Below are 12,302 nucleotides of genomic sequence, written 5' to 3'. Positions count from 1 at the left end.
CGTCCCTCGGCGATCGTGAGGAGTCTCTCCGGCGCGCCCGGCCGCCCCCAGCCGGGCGCGCCTGTCAGGTGGTCCCGGACTTCCCCCCGAATGCCCGGGTCACCCTTCTCCTTGGAGAGACCTCCATGACGACGGCGTCCAGCGCCGCCGTCCGCTCGGGCGGCCGCTCCCCGGCCGGCCGTCCGGCATCCGTGACGGGCCCCCGGGAGCCCCGCCGTGCGCGGGGTACCGGCGGGGCGGGTGCGCAGTCATCGCACGCGAACACCCCGGTCGAATCCGGCAGGCGGCCGACGCGTACGCGCGGCCGGGGCCACTTCTTGCGGCAGACGACGCACGCGTCGCCCAGGCGCTGGGCTGTGGTCAGCCCGCCCGGGTCCACGGTCGGTTCGCCTGTCTGGCCCATGTCCCTCCCCCTGACGGGAGTCGACGTCACGTGCCTCCTTTATAGGCCGGGAAGGGTGTTGTCACCGCTACCGAAGGTGAAAAGGGTGGCAAAGGCTTACGTGTCGCCCACCCGTCCAAGGTCATCTGAGCTATGCCGCCCAGACGGGGCCTGCGCGGGGCGAAGCGGGGACGCCGCAAGTCCAGGGCGTATGCAGACCATGCGCATACGGTCGCCGACCAGGTGCTTTGCTCTTCCTTGGAATGATATTGCGTACAAAGGAGACATGTCGGTCCGGAATGCCGTGTCGCGCGTCCTGCCGCACGGGCCCGGCTCCGCACGGGCGCGCGGGACGCTGACGGCGATCGGCGCGGCCGGCTCCCTGCTGGTGGCCGCGGTCGCCGTGGCGGCCGTCGCGCTGCACCTGCTCGCCGACGTCCCCCGCACCGGTGTCCTCGTGGCCGTCATGGCGGTCCTCTGCGCCGCCGCCCTCGCGATCCTCGGCTGGGGCGGCCGCGGCTCCGCCCGCCGCGCGCTGCGGCCGCTGGAGCGGCTCCAGGCGGACCTGGACGGGCTCGAAGGGTCCGACCTGAGCCGCCGGGTCCGGGTGCCGTCCACCGGAGACGACGTCGAGGGCGTCGCCCGCCGCGTCAACGTGGTCCTCGCCAGGCTGGAGGACGCGTTCCTGCGGCGGCGCGCGTTCATCTCCGACGCCTCCCATGAGCTCCGCACCCCGATCACGGGCCTGCGGACCCGCATCGAACTCGCCCTCGACGCCCCGGAGGACGGCGACCCCGCCGAAACGCTGAGGCACTCGCTGGACGACATCGAACGCCTGCACCGGATCGTCGACGACCTTCTGGTCCTCGCCCGCCTGGACTCCGGCGACACGCCCGCCCACGAGCCGGTGGACATCGGCGCGCTGGTCGAGGCCGAGGTCGGCCGCCGCGACCCGTCCGTGCCCATCACGGTGAAGGCGGAATCGGGCCTGATGGTCGAGGCCAACCGGCTGCACCTGTGCCGCGTGCTGCTCAACCTGCTCGCCAACGCCGAGCGGCACGCCGTCACGCTGATCGAGGTCGAGGTGCGGGCCGAGCCGGGCGAGGCGGTCGTCGAGGTCCGCGACGACGGACCCGGCATCCCGCCCGCCGACCGCGACCGGGTCTTCGAGCGCTTCGCCCGGCTCGACTCCGCCCGCAGCCGCGCCGACGGCGGCAGCGGCCTCGGGCTGTCGATCGCGCGGCAGATCACCGCCGCCCACGGCGGCCGCCTCTACGTCGGCGACGGCGTCCACGGCGCCCGCCTCATCCTCCGCCTCCCCCTCACCGGATTCCGCTGAGCCGAGTCGCGGCCGGAACGGGACCGGGGCGCGGGCATGCCCGACAATGGAACGGTGATGTCTCCTTCAAGCCCCGACGCGCCCGTCCGCGAGCTGGTCGTGCTCGGCTCCACCGGTTCGATCGGCACCCAGGCGCTGGACGTGGTCCGCCGCAACCCCGGCAGGTTCCGGGTGACCGGCCTCGCGGCCGGCGGCGGGCGCGTCGATCTGCTGGCCGAGCAGGCGCTGGAATTCCGGCCCGAGGTCGTCGCCGTCGCCAGGGCGTCCGCCGCGCAGGACCTGCAGCTGGCCTTCTACGCCGAAGCCAAGCGGCACGGCTACGCCTCCGGCGACTTCGCCATCCCGAAGATCGTCGCGGGCCCCGACGCCGTCGCCGAGGTCGCGGCGTGGCCGTGCGACGTCGTGCTGAACGGCGTGACCGGCGCGCTCGGCCTCGCCTCCACGCTGGCCGCGCTGGACGCCGGCCGGACGCTCGCCCTGGCCAACAAGGAGTCGCTCATCATCGGCGGCCCCCTGGTCAAGGAACGGGCGCGGCCGGGGCAGATCGTCCCGGTCGACTCCGAGCACTCGGCGCTCGCCCAGTGCCTGCGCGGCGGACGCGCCGAGGAGGTGCGGCGGCTGGTGCTGACCGCGAGCGGCGGCCCGTTCCGCGGCCGGAGCCGCGACGAGCTGACCGCCGTCACGCCCGAGCAGGCGCTGAACCACCCGACGTGGGACATGGGCCCGGTCGTCACGATCAACTCGGCGACGCTGGTCAACAAGGGGCTGGAGGTCATCGAGGCGCACCTGCTGTTCGACGTGCCGATGGACCGGATCGAGGTCATGGTGCACCCGCAGTCGGTGATCCACTCGATGGTCGAGTTCACCGACGGCTCCACGCTGGCGCAGGCGAGCCCGCCCGACATGCGGCTGCCGATCGCGCTCGGCATCGACTGGCCGGACCGCGTCCCGGACGCCGCGCCCGGCGTCGACTGGACCAGGGCGCACACCTGGGAGTTGTTCCCGCTCGACGACGAGGCGTTCCCCGCGGTCGCGCTGGCGCGGCGCGCCGGTGAGCTGGGCGGGACGTTCCCGGCCGTTTACAACGCCGCGAACGAGGAATGTGTGGACGCGTTCCGCGCGGGACGTCTGCCGTTCCTCGGGATAGTCGACACGATCGCGCGGGTAATGGACGAACACGAGCACGGCGAACACGACGAACACGACGAGCACGACGAGCGGGGTCCGGGCACGGCCGGGGAACTGACGCTGGACGGCGTCCTCGCGGCGGACGGCTGGGCCCGGACCAGGACCAGGGAACTGACCGCGACCGAATGACCCTCCCGGGGCCCGCCCCGGGACGAACCCCAAGGGGACCGGGATGGCCTTCCTCCTCGGCGCGGTGGCGTTCGTTGTCGCGCTGCTGGCGTCGGTGATGCTGCACGAGGCCGGGCACCTGCTGACTGCCAAGCGGTTCGGGATGAAGGCGACGCAGTACTTCGTGGGTTTCGGTCCGACCCTGTGGTCGACGCGCCGGGGCGAGACCGAGTACGGCGTCAAGGCGATCCCGCTGGGCGGCTTCGTCAAGATCGTGGGCTACACGCCGCTGGAGGAAATCGACGCGGCGGACCGTTCCCGGGCGTTCTACCGTCAGCCGGCCTCGCGCCGCGCGGTCGTCATCGGGGCGGGCATCGCCGCCAACTTCCTGTTCGCGTTCCTGCTCCTCATGGTGATGGCCATGACGATCGGCGTCCGCGAACCCGGCACCGTGACCAGCACGGTCGACGAGGTCACCCCCTGCGTGCCCGCCGGGGCACGGGTGGGCTGCGGCGAGGGCAGGCCGCCTTCGCCCGCCGCGCAGGCGGGGCTGCGCGCCGGGGACCGCGTCATCGCGTTCGACGGCACGCCGGTCGCCGACTGGGACGGCCTCACCCGGGCGATCGACCGGGCGGAACCGGGGCAGGCGGTGCGGCTCGTGGTGCGGCGGCCCGGCGCGGAGGAGCCGCTGACGCTGCCGGTGAAGCTCGCGAACGTGGACGGGGAACCGTTCGTCGGCATGTCCGCGAAGGTCGTCGGCGCCGGGTACGAGCGGACCGGGCCGCTGAACGCGGCGGTGTTCGCCGCCAACGGCACCGGACGGATCCTCGCCGCCGTCGGCGAGGTCGCGGTGGACGTGCCGTCGGCGATCCCGAAGCTGTTCTCGCCCGAGCGGGAGAGCACGCCCGGCGGGCAGGTCGGCAGCGTGGTCGGCGCGACCGACGTGTCCGGCCAGATCTTCGCCTCCGACACCTCCGCCCGGGACAAGATCGCCCTGTTCCTCTCGCTGGTCGTGTCGCTGAACATCTTCCTCGGAGCGCTCAACGTCCTGCCCCTGCTGCCGCTGGACGGCGGGCATCTCGCGGTGGTCGGCTACGAGCGGGCCCGCGCGGGCGTCAACCGAATCCGCGGCCGTCCGGATCCGGGCACCGTCGATATGACCAAGCTCCTGCCCTTGACATACCTCGTCGTCCTGTTGCTCGTGGGATTCGGGGTGCTGCTGATCCTCGCCGACCTGTTCAATCCGCTCCAGCTACCGGAATGACCCAAAACGTTTACGGACCGTGGTCGGAAGGTCACACTATTGATTGCCGGGCGCCGTCACCTCAGCGGCACGGGGCGCTTAGGCTTTGTACCGGGGCCGGCAAGCAAGAGGAGAGGGATGAGCGTTTCACTGGGAATTCCGAGCGTCCGCGGCGACGGTGACGGTCAGGAGGCGCGGGGTCCCATCGCGGCACGCCGCAAGTCCCGGCAGATCATGGTCGGGAGCGTGCCGGTGGGCGGCGACGCCCCCGTGTCGGTGCAGTCCATGACCACGACGCTCACCGCCGACGTGAACTCCACGCTGCAGCAGATCGCGGAGCTGGCCACGTCGGGCTGCCAGATCGTGCGGGTGGCGGTGCCGTCGCAGGACGACGCCGACGCGCTGCCGGCGATCGCGAGAAAGTCACCGATCCCGGTCATCGCCGACATCCACTTCCAGCCGAAGTACGTGTTCGCGGCGATCGACGCGGGCTGCGCGGCCGTCCGGGTCAACCCCGGCAACATCAAGAAGTTCGACGACCGGATCGGCGAGATCGCCAAGGCGGCCTCGGCCGCGGGCGTGCCGATCCGGATCGGGGTGAACGCCGGCTCGCTGGACAAGCGGCTGCTGGAGAAGTACGGCAAGGCCACGCCCGAGGCGATGGTGGAGTCGGCGTTGTGGGAGTGCTCCCTGTTCGAGGAGTACGACTTCCGCGACATCAAGATCTCGGTCAAGCACAACGACCCCGTCGTGATGATCGAGGCGTACCGGCAGCTCGCCGCCGCCTGCGAGTACCCGCTGCACCTCGGCGTCACCGAGGCCGGCCCGGCGTTCCAGGGGACGATCAAGTCGGCCGTCGCGTTCGGCGCGCTGCTCGCCGACGGGATCGGCGACACGATCCGGGTGTCGCTTTCGGCGCCGCCGGTCGAGGAGGTCAAGGTCGGCACGGCGATCCTGGAGTCGCTGGGGCTGCGTCAGCGCGGCCTGGAGATCGTGTCCTGCCCGTCGTGCGGGCGGGCGCAGGTGGACGTGTACACGCTCGCCGAGCAGGTCACCGCCGGGCTGAAGGACTTCCCCGTCCCGCTGCGCGTCGCGGTGATGGGCTGCGTGGTGAACGGGCCCGGCGAGGCCCGTGAGGCCGACCTCGGCGTCGCGTCCGGCAACGGCAAGGGCCAGATCTTCGTCAAGGGACAGGTCATCAAGACCGTGCCCGAGGCGCAGATCGTGGAGACGCTGATCGAGGAGGCCATGCGCATCGCCGACGACATGGGCATCGAGATCGGCGAGGACGGTTCGGTGTCCGGCCCCGGCGCGGACGTCGTCGTGGGCTGAGGCGGCAAGAGAAGCGAGGCCGAGTGCGGCTCGTCCCAAGGAAGGGGCGGCTGCGCGGCCTGCGGGACGGAAGAGGGTCCTGGGTGACGAACCCGGGGCCCTTTCGCATGCACGGGCCTCTTCGACCGCACCGCCGGCATCGACCGCATCGGCGGGTGAGCGCTCCGCGACGCGGAACGTTCCAGGTGATCACGAAGTTCCGCTGATCTTGTCACGATTCCGCATCCACTCGTGATGGGCCCTGTCGGGGCTCAGCCGAGCAACGTCACAATCTTCACTCATTTACCCGTATGTCTGACTCGACCGAGTCGGCACGTTAGGGGGATATGTGAAGAAGATTGTCGTCGTGGCCTCGGTGGCCGTACTCGGTCTCACCGGTGTGGGCGCCACAAGCGCACAGGCCGCGAGCCCTTCCGCCGGACCGGCCGGAGGCTTCAACCCAGCCCCGCTGAACTGGCACACCTGCCCCGCGGACTTCGTCAAGACGGTGCACGACTTCTACGACGCCCTGTACCCGGTCTCCGAGATCGTGCAGTGCGCCGAACTGTCGGTGCCGCTCGACCACGCCAGGCCGCACGGAAAGAAGATCACCCTCCAGCTCACCAAGACGCCCCACACGGGCGACGGCGAGGCGAAGGGCGACATCGTCGTCAACCCGGGCGGACCGGGCGGCGGCGGCGCGCTCTTCGGGCCGCGCGTGTTCGCGCAGAACTCCCCGGAGATGCGCGAGGCGTACAACGTCATCGGGTTCGACCCGCGCGGAGTGGGGATGAGCGTCCCGGCGATGAGCTGCGACCGGAACTACACCAACGCCCCGCGTCCCGACTACGGCCACGGCGAACGGCAGGCCGTCTCGACCTGGCTGAAGCTGGCCGAGGGCTACGCGGAGGACTGCGAGAAGGCCGACGAGATCGGGCTGCTCGACCACGTCAAGACCATCGACTCCGTGCACGACATCGAGACGATCCGCAAGGCGCTGGGCAACGACAAGCTCGACTACTACGGCGCCTCGTACGGCACCTACCTCGGCTCGGCCTACGCCACCGTCTACCCGGACCGCGTCGACAAGATGGCGCTGGACGGCAACGTCGGCCCGTCCGGCGTCTGGTACGACCTCAACCTCAAGCAGGACATCGCGTTCGACGAGAACATCGAGTACTACTTCGGCTGGATCGCCGAGTACGACTCCGTGTACGGCCTGGGCGACGGGCAGCGCCGGGTGCGCGACTTCGTCTACGACCTGCGCCGCAAGCTGGCGAAGAAGCCGCTCTACTACACCGACCCCGACAGCGGGCAGACGCTCGCCGTCGGACCGGACGAGCTGACCGACACGCTGCTGAACGCCGGCTACCGCCGGAGCCAGGCCGTCTGGCACACGTACGCCGCCGGGCTCGCCGCCTACAAGGCCGGTGACACCGCGACGTTCGCGGGGACGTTCGGGGCGCCGACCACCGGCGGCTCCGACGACAACGGCTACGCGATGTACCTCGCCACCGAGTGCACCGACGTCCAGTGGCCGCAGAGCTGGCGCAAGTGGTACCGCGACAACTCCCGGATCGACCGCAGGCACCCGTTCATGACGTGGAGCAACGCCTGGTTCAACGCGCCGTGCCTGTCCTGGCCCGCCAAGGCCGGCGAGCCGGTGAACATCGGTCACACCCGGAACCTGCCGGACAACATCCTGCTGTTCCAGTCGACCCACGACGCGGCCACCCCGTACAAGGGCGCGCTGGACATGCAGAGCCGGCTCCGGGGCTCGCGCATGGTCGTCCAGGACGGTGACCGCACGCACTGCATCGTCCACCGCGGGTCCGCCGAGGTGGACGCCTACTTCGACGCCTACTTCCTGCGCGGAGAGCGTCCGGAGAAGCGGACCGTGCACGTCCCGCAGCTCGGTGACCCGGTGCCGCCGTCGCAGACGTCCGCCAGGACGCTGACCGGCACGGTCTCGCCGAAGGCCGCACGGCTGAAGGCCGACGTCATCCGCTGACGGAAGCCGCCGCCTGCACGAGGGGCCCCGGGGAGCGATCCCCGGGGCCTCCGGCATGCCGCCGGGACCGGCGTGGGCGCCGGTGCCGGCGCGAACGTCGCGCAACATCACGAAGTTCCGTTGATCTTGTCACGATTTCGCAACCAGTCACGACGGGATCTGCCGTCATAAGCGGCCAAACAGCAACAATCTCCACGCAATTCCTCATCCGCTATGCATCGGCGTCGCTCCCCCCTCCGGTCCCGATATCGGGGCGTCCGGAGCCGCCGATCTGAGGGGGTCCAGTGAGAAGGATCGTTCTCGTCACGGCCGCGGCGGTCGTGACGGCCGGCGGCACCGGCGCCGTCGTACCCGCGAGCGCGGACACCGGCCCGGCCGGCGCCGGCGCCGCCGCGATCGCGGCCCAGGGCATCGACTGGGGCGAATGCGAGGTCAGCGGCCCCAACGACCCGATGAACAACGCCCAATGCGCCCAGGTGGAGGTGCCCCTCGACTACAGCGACCCGAACGGGCGCAAGATCTCCATCGCGGTGTCGCGCTTCAGGCACACCGACGAGGAGAACTACCAGGGCGTCCTGTTCGTGAACCCGGGCGGCCCCGGCGGCTCCGGACTCGCGTACGCGCCCGCCCTCGCCCGCTGGATCGGCGGCACCGGCCACGCCGACGTCGCCGCCAAGTACGACATCATCGGCTTCGACCCCCGCGGAGTCGGCTCCAGCAAGCCCGCGATCACCTGTGACCCGCACATCAACGATCCGGTCCGCCCCGCCTACGTGCCGGACGACTGGCGGGACGAGCTGGCCTGGATCGCCAAGTCGAAGAAGTACGCGCAGGACTGCCAGGACAAGTTCGGGTGGATGCTGCCGCACATGCGCACCACCGACGCCGCGCGTGACGTCGACGTCGTCCGTGCCGCCCTCGGCCAGGAGAAGATCAGCTGGTACGGCTTCTCCTACGGCACCTACTTCGGCGCCACCTACGCCACGCTCTTCCCCAAGCGCGTGAAGCGCATGGTGCTGGACGGCATCGTCAACCCGAAGACCGTCTGGTACGAGGCCCAGCTCGAACAGGACAAGGCGTTCGAGCGCAACATCCGGGCCTGGTTCGCCTGGGTCGCCAAGTACGACTCGATCTACCACCTCGGCACGTCCGAGAGGGCCGTCCGAGCCAAGTACTACGAGGTGCTCGACGCCTCGGAGAAGTCGCCGATCGGCGGCGAGATCGGCCCGGCCGAGCTGACCGACATCATCCTGAGCGCCGGGTACAACACCGGCTACTACATCCCGTTCGCGCAGGCGCTCTCCGCCTGGGTCAACGACGAGGACCCGTCCGGCCTGCTCGGCTGGCTCAACCCGGGCGGCGAGGACAACGGCTTCGCGGTCTACCTGGCCGTCCAGGCCGCGGACGCGCGGTGGCCCCGCAGCTGGGCCAAGTGGCACCACGACGCCGCGAAGCTCCACCGGCAGGGCTACACGTTCGAGACGTGGGGCAACGTCTGGTTCAACGCGCCGATCGCCTTCTGGCCGTTCAACGGCGGTCCGGCGCTGAAGCTGGAGGGCAGCGGGCACCTGCCGGGCATGCTGTTCGTCCAGTCCACGAAGGACGCCGCCACCCCGGTCGCGGGCGGCCTGGAGATGCACAAGATCTTCCGGTCCTCGCGCCTGGTGTTCGAGGTCGGCGGCAAGACCCACTCCAACACGCTCAACGGCAACGCGTGCCTGGACGACAAGGTCGCGGCCTACCTCGACACCGGCGCGCTGCCGGAGGGCCGCCGCGGCCCGGACGCCTACTGCAAGGCGGTCCCGGCGCTCAACGACCCGGACCCGACGGCAGTGCAGCTGAAGGCCGCCCCCGGGACCGGCGCGGGCAAGGACCTTCCGGTCGGACGCCCGTAGTCCGCTGAATCGCGGCGTGTCCGCCATGCTCCACCCTCGTGGGGCGGGCGGGCACGCCACGAGTCGTTCCGCCCGGTCGGCTCATTACGGCGTTAGGCGGGACGGGTCCGCATTCGGACCGGAATCGCGCGATCCGGGGTGCGCGGATTCACCGCGTCCCTCCGATAGAAATCCTGGGTGCTGAACGACGCTGGAAAGAGGGCGGCCGCGGGGACGGCCGCCGCCGCGGTCATCCTCGCGGCCGCCGGAGCCGCCGCACTGGCGGCGCCCGCCGCCGCGGCGGGACGTCACGGATCCGAGCCCGCCCCGAGGCCCGCCGGTCTCGCCTGGACGCCCTGCCCCGACAAGGACCCGGTGGAGGGCACCCGCCTCAGGGGCCTCCAGTGCGCGTCCATCCGGGTGCCGCTCGACTACGCCCACCCGGACGGCGAGCAGGTCACGCTCGCACTGACCCGCGCCCGGCACACCGCACCCGAGTCCCAGGGCGTGGTCCTGCTGAACCGGGGCGGCCCCGGCGCGCACGGACGCGACCTCCCCGGCGTCTTCAAGAGCGCCCTGCCCGAGAAGGTCGCCGCGTCCTACGACTGGATCGGGTTCGACCCGCGCGGGGTCGGCGCAAGCGAACCCGCGCTGATCTGCGACCCGAGCTACCAGAACCCGGGCCGCGCACGCCCGGACGCCGTTCCCGCGAACGCGAGGGAAGAGCGGGCCTGGAAGGCCAAGGCCAAGGCGTACGCCGACGACTGCGCCGAGAAGTACCGGACGATCCTCCCGCACATGGGCACGGCCGACTGGGCCCGCGACATGGACGAGATCCGCAAGGCCCTCGGCCAGGAGAAGATCAGCTACTTCGGCTACTCGTACGGCAGCTACCTCGGCGCGGTGTACGCCACGATGTTCCCCGAGCGGGTGCACCGGATGGTGCTCGACAGCGTCGTCCGCCCGAGCGGCGTCTGGTACGAGAACAACCTCGACCAGAACGTCGCGTTCGAGAAGCGCATCCGCGTGTACTTCGCGTGGATCGCCCGCCACCACGAGACCTACCGGCTCGGGACGACGGAACGGGAGGTCGCCGCCTCCTACGCCGAGGCCCGGGCCGCGCTCGAGGCCGAGCCGATCGACGGGAAGATCGGCCCGTTCGAACTGGACGACCTCTTCCTCGCCGACGGCTACGCCGGCCAGAGATGGGCGGCGCACGCGAAGGCCCTGTCCGCCTACGTCGTCCGGCACGACCCCGGCCCGCTGCGCAGGGCATGGCGGCCGCCGGGGCGGCTCGAACAGAACAGCTACGCCGTCTACACCGCCGTGGAGTGCCGGGACGCGGCCTGGCCCCGCGACTGGAGCCGCTGGCACGCCGACAGTGAGCGCCTCTACCGGCAGGGCTATCGTTTCGAGACCTGGGGCAACACCTGGTACAACGCCCCGTGCGCGTTCTGGGCGGTGCCCGGCGGGCCGCGTCCCGAGGTGCACGGCACGTTCTCGCTCCCGCCGATCCTGCTCGTCCAGGCCTCCGAGGACGCCGCCACCCCCTACGCGGGCGCGCTGGAGACCCACCGCAGGTTCCCCACGTCCCGGCTGCTCGTGCAGGTCGGCGGCGGCGACCACGGCGTCACGCTGGGCGGGGACCGGTGCGTCGACGGGGCCGTGGCCGCCTACCTCGGCGGAGGCGAGCTGCCCGCGAGCCGTCCCGGCCCGGACGCGAGATGCGAGGCGGGGCCCGCGCCGCAGCCCGCCGCGGCCAGGACGCCGGGCGGCGCGGAGCCCGCGGCCGGGCACCGCTGAACCCGTCCGGACCCGGCGATCGCCGAGCCCGCGGAGGTGCGGGAACCCTGGACGACATAGGCTTGTCCACGTGGTGCTGTCAGTGGTGAGGGCCGAACGGGGGCCGTTCCCGTCCCGGAGCCGGTAACCGTGCGCATGCTCGGATCGATGCCGGTGCGCGTGCTGGACGACCGGCACCGGGCGGAGGCCCTCGCGATCCTGGACGCCGATCCGGTGTCCAACGTGTTCGTCAGTTCCCGCGTGCACGCCGCGGGGCTCGACCCGCGGCGTCTCGGTGCCCAGATGTGGGGCTACCTGCGCGACGGCCGGCTCATCTCGCTGTGCTACTCCGGCGCCAACCTCATCCCGGTCGCGGCGGGGCCGGAGGCGGTCCGCGCGTTCGCCGAACGGGCCCGGGCGCAGGGACGGCGCTGCTCGTCCATCGTCGGGCCGGTCGGGGCCGTCGGCGAACTGTGGGAGATCCTCGCGCCGTACTGGGGGGCGCCCCGGGCCGTCCGCCCGGACCAGCCGGTCATGGCCACCTCCGCCATCCCGGACGTGCCCGCCGACCCCGGTGTGCGGCGGGTCCGGATGGAGGAATTCGACATCGTCTACCCGGCCTGCGTGGCGATGTTCACCGAGGAGGTCGGCGTCTCGCCCAACACCGGCGACGGGGGAGTGCTCTACCGCGCCCGCGTCGCCGAGCTGATCCGCGACGGCCGCGCGTTCGCCCGCATCGAGGACGGCCGCGTCATGTTCAAGGCCGAGATCGGCGCCGTGACCCCGCGGGTCTGCCAGGTGCAGGGCGTGTGGGTTCCGCCCGACCTGCGGGGCCAGGGGCGCTCGGTGGCCGGGATGTCCGCGGTGGTGCGGGAGGCGATGCACGGCATCGCACCGACCGTCTCGCTATACGTCAACGACTACAACACGCGGGCGCGGGCCGCCTACCGGCGTGTCGGTTTCACCGAACGCGGATCGTTCATGTCGATCCTGTTCTGAGGCGGTTCATCCGCTTCGCGCGGCTTGTCAATGCGTGACTGGTACCTCCGGATACATGAATCGAT

9 protein-coding genes are annotated in these 12,302 nt (G+C 71.5%); 8 read left to right on the top strand and 1 reads right to left on the bottom strand.

Going from position 1 to position 12,302, the window contains the following annotated elements:
• Positions 1-64: 64 nt before the first annotated feature.
• Positions 65-403, bottom strand: coding sequence for a hypothetical protein (locus AB0C35_RS05480; RefSeq protein ID WP_358451131.1), 339 nt, complete (start codon positions 401-403; stop codon positions 65-67).
• Between the two features lie 265 nt (positions 404-668).
• Between AB0C35_RS05480 and AB0C35_RS05475 the strand changes: the two genes are divergently transcribed.
• From AB0C35_RS05475 to AB0C35_RS05440, 8 genes are all read left to right on the top strand, one after another.
• Positions 669-1,721, top strand: a complete 1,053-nt coding sequence (locus AB0C35_RS05475) for an ATP-binding protein (protein ID WP_358450927.1) — start codon at positions 669-671, stop codon at positions 1,719-1,721.
• 57 nt (positions 1,722-1,778) lie between these two features.
• Positions 1,779-3,038 carry a 1-deoxy-D-xylulose-5-phosphate reductoisomerase gene (dxr, locus tag AB0C35_RS05470; protein ID WP_358451125.1) on the top strand — a complete coding sequence of 420 codons (1,260 nt, stop codon included), beginning with the start codon at positions 1,779-1,781 and terminating at the stop codon, positions 3,036-3,038.
• A gap of 43 nt (positions 3,039-3,081) precedes the next feature.
• A complete protein-coding gene (locus tag AB0C35_RS05465) occupies positions 3,082-4,281 on the top strand; it encodes a site-2 protease family protein (RefSeq protein ID WP_358450925.1) in 1,200 nt (399 codons plus the stop codon).
• Between the two features lie 117 nt (positions 4,282-4,398).
• Positions 4,399-5,592 carry a flavodoxin-dependent (E)-4-hydroxy-3-methylbut-2-enyl-diphosphate synthase gene (ispG, locus tag AB0C35_RS05460; protein ID WP_358450923.1) on the top strand — a complete coding sequence of 398 codons (1,194 nt, stop codon included), beginning with the start codon at positions 4,399-4,401 and terminating at the stop codon, positions 5,590-5,592.
• A gap of 328 nt (positions 5,593-5,920) precedes the next feature.
• Positions 5,921-7,582, top strand: a complete 1,662-nt coding sequence (locus tag AB0C35_RS05455) for an alpha/beta hydrolase (protein WP_358450921.1) — start codon at positions 5,921-5,923, stop codon at positions 7,580-7,582.
• A 284-nt stretch (positions 7,583-7,866) separates the two neighbouring features.
• Entirely contained in the window at positions 7,867-9,477 is a 1,611-nt protein-coding gene (locus AB0C35_RS05450; RefSeq protein ID WP_358450919.1) for an alpha/beta hydrolase, read from the top strand.
• A 177-nt stretch (positions 9,478-9,654) separates the two neighbouring features.
• Positions 9,655-11,259 carry an alpha/beta hydrolase gene (locus tag AB0C35_RS05445; protein WP_358450917.1) on the top strand — a complete coding sequence of 535 codons (1,605 nt, stop codon included), beginning with the start codon at positions 9,655-9,657 and terminating at the stop codon, positions 11,257-11,259.
• A 135-nt stretch (positions 11,260-11,394) separates the two neighbouring features.
• A complete protein-coding gene (locus AB0C35_RS05440; protein WP_358451123.1) occupies positions 11,395-12,237 on the top strand; it encodes a GNAT family N-acetyltransferase in 843 nt (280 codons plus the stop codon).
• The last annotated feature ends 65 nt before the right edge of the window (positions 12,238-12,302 follow it).

This window comes from Spirillospora sp. NPDC048819 (genome assembly GCF_040650055.1).
In the GTDB taxonomy this organism is placed as follows: domain Bacteria; phylum Actinomycetota; class Actinomycetes; order Streptosporangiales; family Streptosporangiaceae; genus Spirillospora.
This window is presented reverse-complemented; position numbering and strand designations above follow the sequence as displayed.

What these genes read in the sequence shown, in the direction of transcription:
- ispG (WP_358450923.1), top strand. Translation starts at nt 4,399, where the DNA reads ATGAGCGTTTCACTGGGAATTCCGAGCGTCCGCGGCGACGGTGACGGT.
- AB0C35_RS05480 (WP_358451131.1), bottom strand. Translation starts at nt 403, where the DNA reads ATGGGCCAGACAGGCGAACCGACCGTGGACCCGGGCGGGCTGACCACA.
- AB0C35_RS05465 (WP_358450925.1), top strand. Translation starts at nt 3,082, where the DNA reads ATGGCCTTCCTCCTCGGCGCGGTGGCGTTCGTTGTCGCGCTGCTGGCG.
- AB0C35_RS05440 (WP_358451123.1), top strand. Translation starts at nt 11,395, where the DNA reads ATGCTCGGATCGATGCCGGTGCGCGTGCTGGACGACCGGCACCGGGCG.
- dxr (WP_358451125.1), top strand. Translation starts at nt 1,779, where the DNA reads ATGTCTCCTTCAAGCCCCGACGCGCCCGTCCGCGAGCTGGTCGTGCTC.
- AB0C35_RS05475 (WP_358450927.1), top strand. Translation starts at nt 669, where the DNA reads ATGTCGGTCCGGAATGCCGTGTCGCGCGTCCTGCCGCACGGGCCCGGC.